This is a genomic window from Pseudomonas sp. XP2, from assembly GCF_053557975.1.
This window is the reverse complement of record NZ_JBNRIK010000050.1, coordinates 1-15,559: the sequence shown is the minus strand read 5'-3', so window position 1 is coordinate 15,559 and position 15,559 is coordinate 1. Positions and strand designations below refer to the sequence as shown.

Annotated in this window: 15 protein-coding genes; 9 read left to right on the top strand and 6 right to left on the bottom strand. The window is 62.7% G+C overall.

Annotation, left to right across the window (positions count from 1 at the left end):
- Nucleotides 1-114: 114 nt before the first annotated feature.
- Nucleotides 115-2,961 (bottom strand): RNA polymerase-associated protein RapA, encoded by a 2,847-nt coding sequence (gene rapA, locus ACK1VC_RS28390; protein WP_016488720.1) that lies wholly within the window; start codon nt 2,959-2,961, stop codon nt 115-117.
- A 162-nt stretch (nt 2,962-3,123) separates the two neighbouring features.
- On the opposite strand from rapA, the gene ACK1VC_RS28385 reads away from it, so the two are divergent.
- The 7 genes from ACK1VC_RS28385 (at nt 3,124) to ACK1VC_RS28355 (ending at nt 7,972) form a co-directional block, all read left to right on the top strand.
- A complete protein-coding gene (locus tag ACK1VC_RS28385; RefSeq protein ID WP_191086898.1) occupies nt 3,124-3,819 on the top strand; it encodes a M949_RS01915 family surface polysaccharide biosynthesis protein in 696 nt (231 codons plus the stop codon).
- 63 nt (nt 3,820-3,882) lie between these two features.
- Nucleotides 3,883-4,212 (top strand): hypothetical protein, encoded by a 330-nt coding sequence (locus ACK1VC_RS28380; RefSeq protein WP_016488718.1) that lies wholly within the window; start codon nt 3,883-3,885, stop codon nt 4,210-4,212.
- Between the two features lie 67 nt (nt 4,213-4,279).
- Entirely contained in the window at nt 4,280-4,441 is a 162-nt protein-coding gene (locus tag ACK1VC_RS28375; RefSeq protein ID WP_016488717.1) for a hypothetical protein, read from the top strand.
- 135 nt (nt 4,442-4,576) lie between these two features.
- Nucleotides 4,577-4,693 (top strand): cytochrome c oxidase subunit CcoM, encoded by a 117-nt coding sequence (gene ccoM / locus ACK1VC_RS28370; RefSeq protein ID WP_016488716.1) that lies wholly within the window; start codon nt 4,577-4,579, stop codon nt 4,691-4,693.
- 215 nt (nt 4,694-4,908) lie between these two features.
- The gene (locus ACK1VC_RS28365) at nt 4,909-6,897 is read left to right on the top strand and encodes an FUSC family protein (RefSeq protein WP_191086897.1); all 1,989 of its coding nucleotides are present in this window, start codon (nt 4,909-4,911) and stop codon (nt 6,895-6,897) included.
- Complete coding sequence (locus ACK1VC_RS28360; protein WP_016488714.1) at nt 6,884-7,090, top strand: DUF1656 domain-containing protein; 207 nt, start codon at nt 6,884-6,886, stop codon at nt 7,088-7,090. Before ACK1VC_RS28365 ends, ACK1VC_RS28360 begins: the two co-directional genes overlap by 14 nt.
- Nucleotides 7,091-7,102: 12 nt before the next feature.
- The gene (locus ACK1VC_RS28355; RefSeq protein WP_023047377.1) at nt 7,103-7,972 is read left to right on the top strand and encodes an efflux RND transporter periplasmic adaptor subunit; all 870 of its coding nucleotides are present in this window, start codon (nt 7,103-7,105) and stop codon (nt 7,970-7,972) included.
- Between the two features lie 145 nt (nt 7,973-8,117).
- Here the strand turns inward: ACK1VC_RS28355 and ACK1VC_RS28350 are convergent, their stop codons facing one another.
- Nucleotides 8,118-8,876 (bottom strand): SDR family NAD(P)-dependent oxidoreductase, encoded by a 759-nt coding sequence (locus ACK1VC_RS28350; RefSeq protein ID WP_024717440.1) that lies wholly within the window; start codon nt 8,874-8,876, stop codon nt 8,118-8,120.
- Nucleotides 8,877-8,987: 111 nt separating this feature from the next.
- On the opposite strand from ACK1VC_RS28350, the gene ACK1VC_RS28345 reads away from it, so the two are divergent.
- Both ACK1VC_RS28345 and ACK1VC_RS28340 read left to right on the top strand, forming a co-directional pair.
- On the top strand, nt 8,988-9,905 hold the full coding sequence (locus tag ACK1VC_RS28345) for a LysR family transcriptional regulator (protein ID WP_060520066.1): 918 nt from the start codon (nt 8,988-8,990) through the stop codon (nt 9,903-9,905).
- A gap of 159 nt (nt 9,906-10,064) precedes the next feature.
- Nucleotides 10,065-10,388, top strand: coding sequence for a DUF2025 family protein (locus ACK1VC_RS28340; RefSeq protein WP_023047378.1), 324 nt, complete (start codon nt 10,065-10,067; stop codon nt 10,386-10,388).
- 34 nt (nt 10,389-10,422) lie between these two features.
- On the opposite strand, the gene ACK1VC_RS28335 is transcribed toward ACK1VC_RS28340, so the two are convergent.
- From ACK1VC_RS28335 to ACK1VC_RS28320, 4 genes are read right to left on the bottom strand one after another with little or no spacing between them, the layout of a single operon-like run.
- Nucleotides 10,423-13,008, bottom strand: coding sequence for a bifunctional diguanylate cyclase/phosphodiesterase (locus ACK1VC_RS28335; RefSeq protein WP_023047379.1), 2,586 nt, complete (start codon nt 13,006-13,008; stop codon nt 10,423-10,425).
- A gap of 51 nt (nt 13,009-13,059) precedes the next feature.
- The gene (locus ACK1VC_RS28330; RefSeq protein ID WP_060520068.1) at nt 13,060-14,133 is read right to left on the bottom strand and encodes a diguanylate cyclase; all 1,074 of its coding nucleotides are present in this window, start codon (nt 14,131-14,133) and stop codon (nt 13,060-13,062) included.
- Between the two features lie 7 nt (nt 14,134-14,140).
- Nucleotides 14,141-14,350 (bottom strand): hypothetical protein, encoded by a 210-nt coding sequence (locus ACK1VC_RS28325; protein ID WP_146024519.1) that lies wholly within the window; start codon nt 14,348-14,350, stop codon nt 14,141-14,143.
- Nucleotides 14,347-15,243 carry a formate/nitrite transporter family protein gene (locus ACK1VC_RS28320; RefSeq protein WP_016488707.1) on the bottom strand — a complete coding sequence of 299 codons (897 nt, stop codon included), beginning with the start codon at nt 15,241-15,243 and terminating at the stop codon, nt 14,347-14,349. Before ACK1VC_RS28320 ends, ACK1VC_RS28325 begins: the two co-directional genes overlap by 4 nt.
- Nucleotides 15,244-15,559: the final 316 nt, after the last annotated feature.

Here is a 15,559-nt window from a genome sequence, read left to right as displayed (position 1 = left end):
CTTGTGCTGCGAAGAGGCCGTATGCCTCACAACAATCTTGTGGGGCATACGGCCTCTTCGCAGCACAAGGCTGCGCCTACAGATGGTGGTCAGGCCACCAGCGGGCGTGTCAGATCAGCCCGCTACCAGTACGCGAATGGCTTCCAGGCGCAAGGCAGCCTTGTCCAGCATCGCCAGACCCTCTTCGCGCTGCTTGCGCAGCGCGTCGATCTCGCTGTCGCGCACGCTTGGGTTGACCGCTTGCAGTGCCACCAGGCGAGCCAGCTCTTCGTCGGCCTCAGCCGCCAGGCGGCGCTGGGCTTCGGCTACGCGCTCGACGTGAGTGGGCATGATCTTCTCTTCACCGCCACTGATGCGCTTGGCCAGCACGTCACGCTGGGCCTGGACAAACTTGTTGGCGCTGGCGCGCGGTACGCTTTCGAGCTGCTCGTTGAGGGTTTCGAAGGCCACGCGGGCGGCCAGGTCGTTGCCGTTGGCGTCGAGCAGGCAGCGCAGTGCCGCCGGCGGCAGGTAGCGGCCCAGTTGCAGGCTGCGCGGTGCCACCACCTCGCTGACGAACAGCAATTCGAGCAGTACGGTGCCCGGCTTGAGTGCCTTGTTCTTGATCAGTGCCACGGCGGTGTTGCCCATCGAACCGGACAGCACCAGGTCCATGCCGCCCTGCACCATCGGGTGCTCCCAGGTGAGGAACTGCATGTCCTCACGCGACAGCGCCTGGGCACGGTCGTAGGTGATGGTCACGCCTTCGTCGTCGCCCAGCGGGAAGCTGGCATCGAGCATCTTTTCGCTCGGCTTGAGGATCAGTGCGTTCTCGGAATGGTCTTCGCTGTCGATGCCGAAGGCGTCGAACAGGGTTTCCATGTAGATCGGCAGGGCAAACTGGTCGTCCTGCTCGAGAATGGCCTCGACCAGCGCCTGGCCTTCGCCGGCACCGCCGGAGTTGAGCTCCAGCAGGCGGTCGCGGCCAGTGTGCAGTTCGGCTTCCAGGCGCTCGCGCTCACTGCGGGCGTCGGCCACCAGGGTATCCCAGGCCTTGCTCTCGCCACCTTCAAGCAACGGCAGCAGGCGCGGGCCGAACTGGTGCTGAAGGGCGTTGCCGGTGGGGCAGGTGTTGAGGAAGGCGTTAAGGCCCTCGTGGTACCACTGGAACAGGCGCTCTTGCGGGCTGCCTTGCAGGTACGGGATGTGCAACTGGATGGTGTGCTTCTGGCCGATCCGGTCAAGGCGGCCGATGCGCTGTTCGAGCAGGTCTGGGTGCGCGGGCAGGTCGAACATCACCAAGTGGTGGGCGAACTGGAAGTTGCGGCCTTCGCTGCCGATCTCCGAGCAGATAAGCACTTGCGCACCGAACTCTTCGTCGGCGAAGTAGGCGGCGGCGCGATCGCGTTCGAGGATGTTCATGCCTTCATGGAACACCGACGCCGGAATGCCGGAGCGCACGCGCAGGGCGTCTTCAAGGTCCATGGCGGTTTCGGCGTGAGCGCAGATCACCAATACCTTGGTGCGCTTGAGCATCTTCAGCGTGTCGATCAGCCAGTCGACGCGTGGGTCGAAACGCCACCAGCGCTCGTCGTCAGCCACATCGCCCTGGGCCTGGAAGGCAACTTCCGGGTACAGCTCGGCGTGCTCGCCAGCAGGCAGGTCGCGGTATTGCTCAGGTGTGGCCAGCGGGTAAGGGTGCAGTTGGCGCTCAGGGAAGCCCTGGATCGCCGCACGGGTGTTACGGAACAGGACGCGACCGGTGCCGTGGCGGTCCAGCAGTTCGCGGATCAGGCGTGCGCTGGCCTGGCTGTCGCCGTCGCTGACCGCCGCCAGCAGGGCTTCGCCTTCGGCACCCAGGAAGCCCTGGATGGTGGCGTGGGCCTCGGGCGACAGGCGGCCTTCGTCGAGCAGTTCCTGCACGGCTTCAGCCACTGGGCGGTAATTCTCGCTCTCGGCGCGGAAGGCCGCCAGGTCGTGGAAACGGTTAGGGTCGAGCAGGCGCAGGCGCGCGAAGTGACTGTCCTGGCCAAGTTGCTCGGGGGTGGCGGTGAGCAGCAGCACGCCCGGGATCACCTGGGCCAGTTGCTCGACCAGGCCGTATTCGGCACTGACCTGATCTTCATGCCAGACCAGGTGGTGGGCCTCGTCGACTACCATCAGGTCCCAGCCAGCAGCAAACAGTGCGTCCTGGGCCTTTTCGTCGTCGACCAGCCATTCCAGTGCAACCAGCGCAAGCTGGGCATCCTCGAACGGGTTGCTGGCGTCGCTTTCGATAAAGCGCTCGGCATCGAACAGGGCTACCTGCAGGTTGAAGCGGCGGCGCATTTCCACCAGCCACTGGTGCTGCAAGTTTTCCGGCACCAGGATCAGCACGCGGCTGGCGCGGCCTGACAGCAGCTGGCGATGAATCACTAGGCCGGCTTCGATGGTTTTACCCAGGCCCACTTCGTCGGCCAGCAATACCCGCGGGGCGCTGCGGTCGGCGACTTCGCGAGCAATGTGCAACTGGTGGGCGATCGGTTGCGCGCGGCAGCCGCCCAGGCCCCACAGCGCTGACTGCATCTGCTTGCTGGTGTGCTGCAGGGTGTTGTAGCGCAGGCTGAACCACGACAGTGGGTCGATCTGGCCGGCGAACAGCCGGTCGCTGGCCAGGCGGAACTGAATGAAGTTCGACAGCTGGGTTTCTGGCAGGGTACGCGGCTGGTTTTGCCCGTCCAGACCGTGGTAGACCATCAGCCCGTCGATGTCATCGACCTCGCGCACGGTCAGCTTCCAGCCCTCGAAGTGGGTGATCTGGTCACCTGGCGAGAAGCGCACGCGGGTCAGCGGCGCGTTGCGCAGGGAATACTGGCGCGTGTCGCCAGTGGCCGGGTAGAGCACGGTCAACAGGCGGCCATCCTGCGCCAGGATGGTACCCAGGCCGAGCTCTGCTTCGCTGTCGCTGATCCAGCGTTGCCCCGGTTGATACTGCTGCGCCATACTGCCTGAACTCCCGCGATGAAAAAGCCGATTATGTTAACGGATCGGCCGGTCAGACCAAAGTGCGAACGCACCGAAAGATGCCGAACGACAACAGGAAGTAAGTCAGTCTAGCCGTTTCATCGCCTCGCACCGTGCAGCTGACGAGGGCCCCGGACCAACATGCCTGCCAACCACCCCTGGATCAGCGCTTCCATGGCCGTGGGCAGCTTGCTGCTGCTGAGCGCCTGCGAACAGAAAAACTTCGAGGCCTTGCCCGCCATCCCGATGGAACAGCTTGAAGTACTCGGCGTGCAGACGCCGATCAAGAGCGTGCATTTTCGTGACCGCGACGGTGAAGGCCTGTTGGTGTTGAGCCGCAGCGATGGCCAGGCCAGCGACCCGGAAAGCGAACAGGAAGTGGACAAAGTGGTACTCAAGGCCACCTTGTACGGGCGTACTGCCGAAAGCGATGCATTCAAGGCACGCTGGCAGATCGAGCAGGAAACCACTTGCCCTGGCCTGGACCTGGACGTGGACTTCTATACCGACGTCAGCGATGTCGGCGACCTGAACAAGGACGGTATCGCCGAGGTTACGGTGGCCAGCCATGCCTTCTGTGGTGGCGGCATCGACCCGCACGACATCGCCATCGAAATGCGTGAAGGGCAGGCCAGCTACACCATCACTGGCCAGTCGCTGATCAGCCCGGCGGGTGAAGAGCCGATTGGCGGTGAGCGCAATGACAGTGCCTCGCTCAAAACCGCGCCACAGGTGCTTCGCGATCACATGGATGCCGTCTGGCAGCAGGTTTACAAGCGGCCGTGGAGCGAAGCCGGCCCGCCAGGCGACGACGACCTTGACGACGAAGCCGAGTAATTGTTGTCCATGACATCAAGGTAAACTCGCGCCTGCCGATACAGGGGGCATAGGAGAACGTCCATGCTGCCGCCAATCATTCCGCTCAGTGCCGCCCCGGTGACCTCGCAACAGGACCCGGTCAAGCCGACCCCGGACATCAAGCCGGTGGTACCCACGCAGCCTGCGTCCGGCGAAAGTGCCATCGATCTCAAGCAACAGCGCGACCCGCAGGCGCAGGCGTTGTTGCTGCGCGATGAGCAGCGTCGCCAGCAGCAACGTGGCAAGCAGGGCGGCCAGGACCGCTACAGTGCCTTGCCAGGTGACGAGGTCAATGCCGACAACACCGTGCCGGTCGCGCCACTGATGGACGAGCACGTGCGCCAGGGGCTGCTGGTGGACATCGAAGTCTGACGCGGGGCTGGTCAGCGCCTGCGCCTGGCTTCATCATGCAAGCCTCAGTTGATCGCCGAGCCCACCCATGAGCCAAGACAACCTCATCGATTTTGATGCCGAACGCGCCAAGCGTGTCCACGACCTCAAGGAAAAGCGCCTGAACGACATGCGCAACGCGTTCGAGCAGGCTCTGCCGTTGAGCACCAGCAAGAAAAAGAAGCCCAAGGGCAAACCGAAGAAGCGCTGAAACTTGACGCAGGTCAACCCTGCACCCGCCTCGCGTGCCCGGCCCCGGGCACCATTGACCCTGGTCAATTTTCTCCATCCCCACATTGGTTAACGTGCACCCATCGGACAACGGCAAACGAATGGGGAGGCCCGCATGTTCTTCGACAACGTGGTTATCGCCGGTGTGGTAACGGTCGGGTTGATGGTGGCCTTCTTTGCCGGTCTGGGCATTTTCATCTGGAAGGACTCGAAAAAGCGCAAGCCGCGCTGACCTTCCCGGTACACGAGCACGCAAGGCATTTAGGGCGACTTCGGTCGCCCATTTTTTTGCCTGCGATTTAAGTGTTGCCGGTGCCGGCTCTTTCGCAGCACAGGCTTACCAATGTCTCAATAAAGATGATTAGCTAGCTAATTAATCGTTTGAGCTTTATCCTGCTCACCATTGTCTATCTTTTCAGTACGACCATCCCTCGCAAGGTCCGCCTAGTGCCCATCACCTTTCAGGCCCTGTTCGCCCCCAGCAGCCTCGCCCTCAAATTCGCCGTCAAGACCCTGCTCGGTGGCGGTCTGGCGTTGTGGCTGGCAATGCGCTGGGGCCTGGAGCAACCGTCCTGGGCACTGATGACCGCCTTCATCGTCGCCCAGCCGCTGTCAGGGATGGTGGTGCAGAAAGGCCTGGCGCGGTTGGCCGGCACCTTGGTCGGTACCGTCATGTCCGTGGTGTTCATCGGCCTCTTCGCCCAGACCCCTGGGTTGTTCCTGTTTACCCTCGCCCTGTGGCTGGCCTTGTGCACTGCGGCCTCGACCCAACTGCGCAGCGCCTGGGCCTATGCCTTCGTGCTGGCTGGCTACACTGCCGCGATTATTGCCTTGCCGGCCATCGACCACCCGCTGCAGGTCTTTGACCAGGCTGTGGCGCGCTGTACCGAGATCTGCCTGGGCATTTTCTGCGCCACTGCAAGCAGTGCGTTGCTCTGGCCAATGCGGGTGGAGCAGCAATTGGCCGGGCAGGCCCGACAGGCATGGCAGAACGGCCTGCGGGCTGCCAGCGCCATGCTTGGCGGGGCAGACGAGGCACGCAAAGGCTTGCTGGAGAGCCTGGGGCGTATCGTTGCTATCGACAGCCAGCGTGAACATGCCTGGTTCGAAGGCAATCGCGGTCGCCAGCGAGCCCGCGCGATCCGTGGCCTGAGCCAGAAGCTGATGGTGCTGTTGCGGATCTCGCGCTCGGTGCGGCGGCAGTGGCAGCATCTGGATGAGCGTGAGGCAGCTCACCTGGCACACTGGCTGGACGAGGTGCGCGCGCTGCTGCTCGAGCCCGACCGGCCCAGCCTGTTACTGCTGCGCCAGCGCATCTGGGATGCGGCCCATGATGACCAGATCAGTTCGGCGGAGCACTTCTGCCTGGCGCGCATGGCCTTGTTGCTGGATTACGCCATGGCCGCCAGCCAGGCGCTGGAGGATGTGGAGGCGGGCAGGGCGCCCAAGGATGTGTCGCAGGGCCTGGCCGTGCACCGCGACTGGTCCCTGGCATTGCTGTTCGGTTCACGCAGCGCACTGGCCTTTCTGGTGATGAGCGGCTTCTGGCTGGCGACGGCGTGGCCTTCGGCGCCGGGTGGCCTGGTGTTGACCTGCGTGGTCTGCAGCCTGTTCGCCAGCCGCGAGAACGGCGCGCAGATTGGCCTGAGCTTCCTGCGCGGCATCTTCCTGGCGATACCCGCGGCGTTTCTGGTCGGGCAGATCCTGCTGCCGCAATGGAGCAGCTTTGCCATGCTTTGCCTGGGCATGGGCGTGCCGTTGTTTCTCGGCGCATTGGGCATGGCCCACCCACGTACCGGGGCCACTGCAACGTCTTATTGCCTGCACTTCATTGTGCTGGTGTCCCCGCTCAACGTCATGCAGTTTGGTGTGGCGACCATGCTAAACAGTGCGCTGGCGATGCTGGTAGGGGTGTCGGCAGCGGTAATGGCCTTCCGTTTGCTGGTGTTCCGCCACCCGGCCTGGCTGGGCCGGCGCCTGCGGGCAGCCACCCAGAGCGACCTGGTGCGCCTGACCCGGCGCGACCTGCGCGGTGCCGACAGCTGGTTTGGCGGGCGCATGGCCGACCGCCTGATGCAACTGGCCCGGCAGGCTGGCGAGCTGCCCGAAAGCGAGCGCAAGCGCTGGGATGACGGCCTGCATGGGTTGGATATCGGTGATGAACTGGTGCATCTGCGTATGTGCCTGGCGGTCGCCCAAGCCCCCTTGGGGCGCGCCGAGCGCGAGTATTTGCAGCAGGTAGAGGCGGTACTGGCCAAAGGGCCGGGCGCCGGGCGCGGGCATCGCATGGACGCTGCCAGTGAACAATTCATAGCCGCCTTGCGCCGGCTGCCTGCCAGTGACCCGCTGCGGCTGGCCGAAGGTGCGGTGCTGCAATTGCAGAAAAGCTGGGGCAAATGGTGCCGCTGGCAGGAGGACGCCTATGGGGTTGCATGAATGGGAAGTGGGCGGCGTGCTGCTCAGCCCGTTTCTGCTTTATGTGTTGCTGGCCCTGCTGCTCACCGGCGTGCTGCGCCTGGTGGTGCAGGCGACGCCGTTGGGGCGCTGGATCTGGCATGAAGCGTTGTTCGACGCAGCGCTGTTCGTTTGTGTGTTGTTCCTGGTGGTGAGGCTGCTGGGAGCTTTATAAAGGAGTGTTTCAATGCGTGCGGCCGTACGTACCCTGGTGACGCTGTGTGTGGTGGCTTTGGCCGTGTTGGCCGGCTACCAGCTGTGGCAGTACTACATGCTTACGCCCTGGACCCGCGATGCCCGTGTGCGTGCCGATGTGGTGGTGATTGCCCCTGACGTGTCCGGGTGGGTACGTGAGCTCAAAGTCCATGACAACCAGCAGGTCAAGGCGGGTGACCTGTTGATGAACATCGACCGCGAGCGCTTTCAGGCTGCCTTCGACCAGGCACGTGCGGTGACTGAGACCCGCGCCCAGCAACTGCGCTTGCGCGAGCGTGAGGCCGCCCGGCGCACCGCCCTGGGGCCAGAGGCGATCAGTGCCGAGTTGCGTGAAAACGCCCAGATCAATGCTGCTATCGCGCGCGGTGAACTGCATGAGGCCGAAGCGCAGTTGCAGGTTGCCAAGATCAACCTGGCGCGCAGTGAAGTGCGCGCGCCGCGCAGCGGGCATATCACCAACCTGCGTCTGGCCGAGGGCAACTACGTGAACACCGGGGAATCGGTCATGGCCCTGGTGGACGATTCAACCTTTTATATCCAGGCCTATTTCGAAGAAACCAAGCTGCCGCGTATTCGTGTGGGAGACACGGTGAAAGTCTGGCTGATGGGCGCCGGCGAACCCATGCAAGGGCATGTGGAAAGCATCAGCCGCGGCATCACCGACCGCAACAGTAACCCCGACAGCCAGTTGCTGCCGGAGGTGGAGCCTACTTTCAACTGGGTGCGGTTGGCCCAGCGCATACCCGTAAGGATTCGCCTGGACCAGGTACCGGAAGGGGTGACGCTGAGTGCAGGCATGACCGCGAGCGTGCAGGTGCATGAGGACCGGGGCGAGCAGTGATGGTGCTGCCTTGTTAACCTGTAGGAGCAGCCTGGTGCTGCGAAGAGGCCAGTACCGGCAATGTAGTTGTGTTGGCCATGCCGGCCTCTTCGCAGCGCAAGGCTGCTCCTACAGGTACGGCGCATCGCCTAGCGTGCCGTGAGGCTCATAGGAACATGCCGCCCGACACTTCCAGCCGTTGCCCGGTAATCCAGCCATTGCCGTCTTCCAGCAACAGCGCAATCGCTGCCCCGATGTCATCCGGCAAGCCCACGCGGCCCAGCGCCGTATTGCCGGCAATGTACTCATTCACCTGCTGGTTATCCCGCACCACGCCGCCGCCGAAATCGGTCTCGATCGCCCCCGGCGCCAGAATGTTCACGCGAATGCCACGCGCGCCCAGTTCCTTGGCCTGGTAGCGGGTCAGCACCTCCATTGCGCCCTTCATCGCGGCATAGGCGGCATACCCCGGCAGCGCAAAGCGCGCCAGGCCGGTAGAAATGTTGACGATACGGCCATTGTCGACCAACAGGGGCAGCAGGCGCTGGGTGAGGAAAAAGGGTCCTTTCAGCTGAATATTCAGCAACTGGTCGAACTGCGCCTCGCTGGTTTCGACGTACGGCACATTCAGCCCGATCCCGGCATTGTTCACCAGAAAGTCAAAACGCTCGCGGCCAAAGTGCTGCTGCAGGGTGCTGCCAAGGCGCTCGGCGAAGCTGGCAAAACTGCTGCTGTCGCTGACGTCGAGTTGCAGCATGGCCGCTTTCGCCCCGGCCTGCTCCAGTCGGGCAACTACGGCCTGGGCTTCGTCCGCCTTGCTGTGGTAAGTGCCAATTACATCGATACCGCGTGCGGCCAGGTGTTCGGCAGCGTTACGGCCAAGGCCGCGGCTGGCGCCAGTGATCAGGGCAATTTTGCGCGTCATGTTCAAAGCCTCAGGCTGGGTAGATGTGGTCAGCTTATTGGTCGGCTCGAGGCTGTTAAATCCGGTAAAAATGGAAATACTGTTCGACAGAACCGGATAGCCGAGGCCCAAATGAACAAGCTGGAGTTGTTGCGCACCTTCGTGCGGGTGAGTGAGGTCAGCAGCTTCACCCTGGCTGCCGAGAGCCTGAGGCTGCCACGCTCGACCGTGTCAGAGCAGGTAAAGGCACTGGAGCGCTTGCTGGGTACGCAGCTGTTCAACCGTACTACCCGCAGGGTGCAGGCGACCCAGGATGGCGCCTTGCTGTACGAGCGTAGCAAGGACCTGCTGTCAGGCATGGATGAGATCGAGAGCCTGTTCAGCGCCGACGATGCCGAGCTGGCCGGGCGCCTGCGCATCGACCTGCCGACCATGATGGCGCGGCGGGTCATCATCCCGGCGTTGCCGCAGTTTCTGCAGCGCTTTCCGCGGCTGGAGGTGGAGCTCAGTTGCACTGACCGCCAGGTTGATTTGCTGCGCGAGGGGTTTGACTGCGTGATGCGCATAGGTGCCCTGCATGATCTGGATGTGGTGGCGCGGCCGGTCGGGCAACTGAGCATGCGCAACTGTGCGAGCCCCGCCTACCTGGCCCGCTACGGCGTGCCGCAGACGCCCCAGGAACTGGCCGGGCACCAACTGGTGCACTACGTGCGTACCTTGGGGGCGCGCAGTGCCGGTTTCGAATACCTGCAAGGTGGTGAGCTGCAATACCAGGCCATGGCTGGTGTGGTTACGGTCAACAACGCCGAGGCGTACTCGGCGGCCTGCCTGGCCGGGCTGGGGTTGATCCAGGTACCGGCGGTGGGTGTGGCCGAGCATTTGCAGCGAGGCGAGCTGGTTTCGCTACTGGAAGACTGGCAGGCCCCGGCCATGCCGGTGTCACTGCTGTACGCCCGGCAACGGCACGTGCCGCGCCGGGTTCAAGCGTTCATGCAGTGGCTGGCGGCGGTGCTGGCGTCGCAGGTCGACCCTGCACCAAGTGAACATTGAGCCAGGTGCCGGCCGCAGGTAAAGGCGTGCGGGGTAAGCACGAAAACCCTTGGCGAACGGCCTGCCACTTGCGTTAGGCTGCCGTTTGCGAGTTGCCCGGTAGAGGCGACCGATTCCGCCAGGCGTGCGTATCTTTCGATTTCATTGCGAGGTTACGTCATGGCCATCACTTCCCAGGACATCTGCAACGCCGCCGACCAGCTCAAAGGTTTTGTCGGTTTTCATGGCAAGCGCGGCGTTCATATCGTGCGGTTTTCCGAGGACTCGTTCGGCATGGACGTGGCCGACGACAGCATTACCCCCTGCAGCGAGTTTGTCTGGCGTCCCGAGCAAGGGCAGCGCATGGCGCTTTGCCGTGAGCGGCTGGCGCTGCTGCTGGAGCAGCATGTGGATGACCGCCTGAACATTGCTGAGCCACTGCGCGCCTACCTGCGCCGCCGGGATCTGCCAGACATCGTGGCCGAACGCACCGTGCAGCAATAAACCCGGCCCTTGTAGGAGCAGCACAAGGCTGCTCCTACAAGGGCTTTGCAGTGCTATGGGATGTCTGGTGCAACAACGCCGCCACCCCGGCACTGTCCAGCGGCCGGCTCATGTAAAAGCCCTGCACCTCATGGCAGCGGTCTTTCTCCAGTGCCTTGAGCTGCTGTTCGCTCTCTACCCCCTCGGCAGTTACCGTCAACCCCATCGCCTCACCCAGGTTGATGATGGCCTGGACCACGGCGCGGTCTCTACCGCCGCTGCTGTTCAGGCCATTGATGAAGCGTTTGTCGATCTTGATGCTGTCGAACGGGTAGGTACGCAGATAACCCAGCGACGAGTAGCCGGTGCCGAAATCGTCCATATTCAGGCGCACGCCAAGCTCTTTGAGTGACAGCATGGTGCCTAGCGCGCCCTCGATGTCGTTGAGCATCACGTTTTCGGTAATTTCCAGTTCCAGGCGCTGGGCCGGGAAGCTGGTGTCCAGCAGGACCTCGCGTACGTCGGCGACCACGTCGCTGCGCAGGAACTGCGCAGGCGACAGGTTCACCGAAACCAGAATGTCGGCGGGCCAGTCGTGGGCAGTGCGGCAGGCTTCGCGCAGCACCCAGCGGCCCAGCGCGACGATGATGTCGCTTTGCTCGGCCAGCGGGATGAAGGTATCCGGCCCCAGCAACCCTTCCTGTGGGTGTTGCCAGCGCAGCAAGGCTTCGACCGCGACGATGCGTCGGTCGCTGAGGCGGTAGCGTGGCTGGTAGTGCAGCTCGAACTCCTGGTTGCGCAATGCCCGGCGCAAGTCGTTTTCCAACTGGCGACGGTACTGGATCTGCTGGTTCATTTCGGCGGCGAAGTAGCGCCAGGTATTCTTGCCATCGGCCTTGGCCTGGTACAGGGCGATGTCGGCGCAGCGGATCAGTTCGCCGGCATCGAAACCCTGGGTGCGGGTCTGTGCCACGCCGATACTGACGCCGACGTGCAGCAGTTGGCTGTCGAAGGTGATGGGGTGCTGCAGCAGGTCGATCAGGCGTGCGCAGAAGCGGTCGACTTCGCTGCGGTTGTCCATGCCGCTGAGGACCAGAATGAACTCGTCGCCACCCAGGCGTGCGACCAGGTCGCCATCGCGGGTGGTGTCGCGCAGGCGCGTCGCCACTTCCTGCAGCACGGCATCCCCGGCGGCATGGCCGAGGGAGTCGTTGATCGGCTTGAAGTTGTCCAGATCCAGCAACAGCAGTGACAGTGGCGGCGAGTCATTGCCCCGCAGCAGGGCCTGCTCCAGGTGCCTGGCGAGCTTGTTGCGGTTGGCCAGCCCAGTGAGAGGGTCGTGCAGCGACAGGTGCTGGATGCGCGCGTGGGCGTCGACTTCGTCGGTGATGTCACTGGCGGTGCCACGAAAACCGATGGGTGTGTCGTCATGCCAGATGGCGCGGGCCGAAATCCTGCAGTAGCGGTTCTGGCCATTCTGGTCGCGGTAAGTACAGCGCAGGTTGGCCAGTTGCTCGGGGTCTGCGTTGGCCAGGGCGTCCAGCCAGGGTGAGAGCGGGGTGGTATCGCAGGCCAGCAACTGGTTGAGCGGGTGCCCCAGCCAATCGTCCACCGCGTAGCCGGTAACATTGGCAAAGCGCTGTGACAGGTATGTCAGGCGCTGTTGCCGGTCAGTTTCCCAGATCCAGTCGGATGCCGACTCGGCCACTGCGCGAAAACGCTGTTCGCTAGCCTCCAGGGCCTGGTTGCTCTGCTGCAAGTGCGAAAGCGTCAGGCCGATCGCCCGCGAGCTGCGCAAGGTCAGGCGGAACAGGTAAAGCATGATCAGGCCAAGTATCAGCAGCGCGCTCAACAGGGCTGGCATTACCGCCCACAGCAATTGGTGCCCCGGCAGTGGGCTGCTCCAGGACAGGTGATAGCCGGTGTCACCCAGGTCGATACGCAGGTGGTCATGCTGCTGCATATCTTCCTTTTCCACATGCATGCGGGTCAGCCCGGCACCTTTGCCCAGTTGTGCCAGTTTTTCTTCGGTCAACTGGTCGACGAACAGCATCACGGGTGCCTGGCTTACCTCACTGTCGGTGACGTCGCGGTCCGGGCGTATGGCTGCGGCACTGAGTACCGCCGGCCAGCCATTGAACAGCACGAAACGGGTTATCTGCTCGCGGGGAATTGCGGCTGCACGGGCCTGGTCGAGGATCGGCTGGAGCGTTGCGTCTATATAGGTGTTGGCGCCTGCCTGGGTGGGCTGGCCTTTGAACAAGGCGTAGGTGGTACGGTCGTTTTCCACCACGAACACCCCTTCGTAGCCGCTGGCGCTGTACAACGATTCGCCTACATTCTTCTCCTCGTAGGCCCAATGCCAGTCGGCGTGGCCTGCCAGGTGCTCGAAGGCCGCATCCCATACGGCGTAGCTGGACAGAAACTGGCGTGAGGCCAGCAGACGCTGTTCCAGCGCCTGCGTCGCATGGAACGCGCTACGCTGGCGCTCCTGCTTGTCGAGCGTGGTCGCGATATTGAACAGGGCGCCGAGGATGACCAGGCAGGCCAGGCCGTACACTGTGCTGAAACCGGCAATCAGGTGGCGCACCTGAAAGCGCGGCGTAGGGCTTGCGGGTGGAAGGTTGGCGGTCCTGGCCATGCGCGAGCAGCTCCTTCAAGCAGCCTCCCGCCGGGCAGTCAGGCAGGGGGTTCAATCAGGATAGGCCAGCCTGAGCGTGGCAGCCTCGCTGCGGGCAAAATTGACTTGGTCACGGCCTGCGTGCTTGGCGGTGTACAGTGCCTTGTCCGCCTGTTCCAGCCAGTGTTCCGGTGATTGCAGGCCAGCCTGGAATGCTGACAGGCCGATGCTGAGGCTGATGCGCAGGTGCGGCAACTGCGGATTACGGTAGTTGGCGACACGTTCGCGCAGGCGCTCCATGGCTTGGCAGGCCTGGGCTTGGCTTGTGTCCGGCAGGATCACGCAAAACTCGTCTCCGCCGTACCGCCCGGCCTGGTCGCCCTCGCGCAAATTTCGCCGAAGTTCGGCACTGAGCTGACGCAGTACACAATCGCCGACCACGTGGCCGAAGGTGTCGTTGATAGTCTTGAAATGGTCGATGTCGATCAGGGCTATGACCGCCTGCCCCTGTTGTTGTCTACAGGCCTGGAACTTCAGCAGCAGCAGGTCTTTCCAGGCACCATGGTTGAGCAGGCCGGTCAGGCTGTCGGTCAGGCTGAGCGCGCTCAGCCGGCGTTTGTGGTCGGCCAGCTTGATCGCCAGCTGGTAGCACACCCAGCCCAGGGCAAGCGGGTACAGCGTCAGCATAGGGAGGCAAGCATAAACTTGCAGGGGCGTTGCATGCAGCTGCAGGCCGGGGCCGAGGACCAGAACGGCGGCAAGCATGCCGGCCAGTTGGGCCATTGCCCCGCGCACGACCAGCCGCTTGCCCCCGGCAGCAACGTTGTTCATGGTCATCATCGATAGCACGGTCACGCTCGGCAAGGGATTGAAGTGCATGGCGGCGGTCCAGAATCCGCCCATCAGTGAATCAAGCAGCAAGTTGCGCTGTTCCGCCTGGTAAGGGGCTGGCGAGCGGGTGGCCCAAAAGTAAGCCACGTGCGGCCACAGCAGCCCGTTGACCAGCATCAGCCCCCATATCCACGCAGGCGGGGCCAGCGGCGCCATGCCAGCCATGACGCTGAGCAGGCCAATGCCCATGCCTATAATGCGCGGCAGGTAGATGCGCTTGACGAATGAAAGGCCTTTGCCGCTGCTGTTTTCCATCATGTTGTCATTCTTCTGCCGGTATACCGTTTATCGCATAACTCACGTGAATATTGTTGAACACTGTTTCATCGGCGAAAAATGACCTTGCAAGCCAATTCACGGTAGATCCGATCCCCGGCAGGTAGCACGAAGGCTTTTCTGTTGCTTGGGGTATTGCAGGCACATGCTGCCGGCGCAGATTCTGCGAGTCCGGCAGCGGCACGCCAAGCTTCAATGCTTGTCGTCCCTGCTGCGCGCTGGCCTGGCTTCGTGGTCTTTCAATAATTGCGAGGGCGGCTTGCCGCTGTCACTGCGTACCTGAGCATGGCTGATCAGGCCGAAGATCAAGCTGCCACCAATAATATTGCCGGCCAGGGTAGGCAAGGCGAATTGCAGCAAGAAACTGCGCCAGGTCTCGTCGCCGGCCCAGACCAGATAAGACACCTCGACTGAACCCACTACTATATGGGTGAAGTCGCCAAGGGCCATCAGGTAGGTGATCAGCAGGATGATCCAGATCTTGGCGTGCTCCATGGATGGAATCATCCAGACCATGGTGGCGATCATCCAGCCCGAGACGATGCCTTTGGCAAACATCTGGCTGATGTCGTTCTTCATGACCTTGCGGCCGATCTCGAGGAAGGCCACATCCGTCTTGCTGTCAAAGATCGGCAGCTCCAGCATCACCCAGGCAACCAGTAGGGTACCGGCCAGGTTGCCGAGCAACACCACGCCCCACAGGCGCAACAGGCGGCCGAAGTTGGCCAGGGTCGGGGAGGTCATCACTGGCAGCACGGCGGTGAGGGTGTTTTCGGTAAACAGTTGCTGGCGTGCCAGGATAACAGCGAGAAAACCGGCGCTGTAGCCGATGCTGGCAATCACCTGCGCACTGTCACCGTCCGGCAGGCGGGCGTAAAACAGCCCCATGGCCATCATCGACAGCCCCATGGACAAGCCGGCGGCCAGCGCCGACCACCACAGCGCGGCGAGCGTACGCTCCAGCTCCTGGTCGCCCTGGTAGCGGATGATCTCGTGCAGCACTGCCGCCCGCGGCGGCTGGTTGTGGCTGACTTCCTGCTCTTCATCTGCAGACAAGCCCGGGGTTTTCTCGTTTTGCGCATCGCTCATGGCCACTACGCTCCGTGGGGGGGGATTCATTACAGATCCGCTGCGCTTTCATTAGTTGCGAGGTGGGTACTAAACACGCTTGGAAAGTTTTTTAGATCAAGGTGTTGACTCTAATTTCAAAGCGCGTATTATTCGCCTCCTCGCAGCGACAAACGCTTCGAGGCAAGCGGTAAGTGTTTGAAGTTGTTAGCTTTCGAAAGAAAGTGGATGTAAAAAACTTCAAAATAAACGCTTGACAGACTCTGAGGAAAGCGTAGAATGCGCGCCTCGGTTGAGACGAAAAGCTCTTAACCAAACGCTCTTTAACAAATCGAAT

What these genes read in the sequence shown, in the direction of transcription:
- rapA (WP_016488720.1), bottom strand. Translation starts at nt 2,961, where the DNA reads ATGGCGCAGCAGTATCAACCGGGGCAACGCTGGATCAGCGACAGCGAA.
- ccoM (WP_016488716.1), top strand. Translation starts at nt 4,577, where the DNA reads ATGTTCTTCGACAACGTGGTTATCGCCGGTGTGGTAACGGTCGGGTTG.
- ACK1VC_RS28385 (WP_191086898.1), top strand. Translation starts at nt 3,124, where the DNA reads ATGCCTGCCAACCACCCCTGGATCAGCGCTTCCATGGCCGTGGGCAGC.
- ACK1VC_RS28335 (WP_023047379.1), bottom strand. Translation starts at nt 13,008, where the DNA reads ATGGCCAGGACCGCCAACCTTCCACCCGCAAGCCCTACGCCGCGCTTT.
- ACK1VC_RS28320 (WP_016488707.1), bottom strand. Translation starts at nt 15,243, where the DNA reads ATGAGCGATGCGCAAAACGAGAAAACCCCGGGCTTGTCTGCAGATGAA.
- ACK1VC_RS28350 (WP_024717440.1), bottom strand. Translation starts at nt 8,876, where the DNA reads ATGACGCGCAAAATTGCCCTGATCACTGGCGCCAGCCGCGGCCTTGGC.
- ACK1VC_RS28375 (WP_016488717.1), top strand. Translation starts at nt 4,280, where the DNA reads ATGAGCCAAGACAACCTCATCGATTTTGATGCCGAACGCGCCAAGCGT.
- ACK1VC_RS28355 (WP_023047377.1), top strand. Translation starts at nt 7,103, where the DNA reads ATGCGTGCGGCCGTACGTACCCTGGTGACGCTGTGTGTGGTGGCTTTG.
- ACK1VC_RS28345 (WP_060520066.1), top strand. Translation starts at nt 8,988, where the DNA reads ATGAACAAGCTGGAGTTGTTGCGCACCTTCGTGCGGGTGAGTGAGGTC.
- ACK1VC_RS28330 (WP_060520068.1), bottom strand. Translation starts at nt 14,133, where the DNA reads ATGGAAAACAGCAGCGGCAAAGGCCTTTCATTCGTCAAGCGCATCTAC.
- ACK1VC_RS28360 (WP_016488714.1), top strand. Translation starts at nt 6,884, where the DNA reads ATGGGGTTGCATGAATGGGAAGTGGGCGGCGTGCTGCTCAGCCCGTTT.
- ACK1VC_RS28380 (WP_016488718.1), top strand. Translation starts at nt 3,883, where the DNA reads ATGCTGCCGCCAATCATTCCGCTCAGTGCCGCCCCGGTGACCTCGCAA.
- ACK1VC_RS28340 (WP_023047378.1), top strand. Translation starts at nt 10,065, where the DNA reads ATGGCCATCACTTCCCAGGACATCTGCAACGCCGCCGACCAGCTCAAA.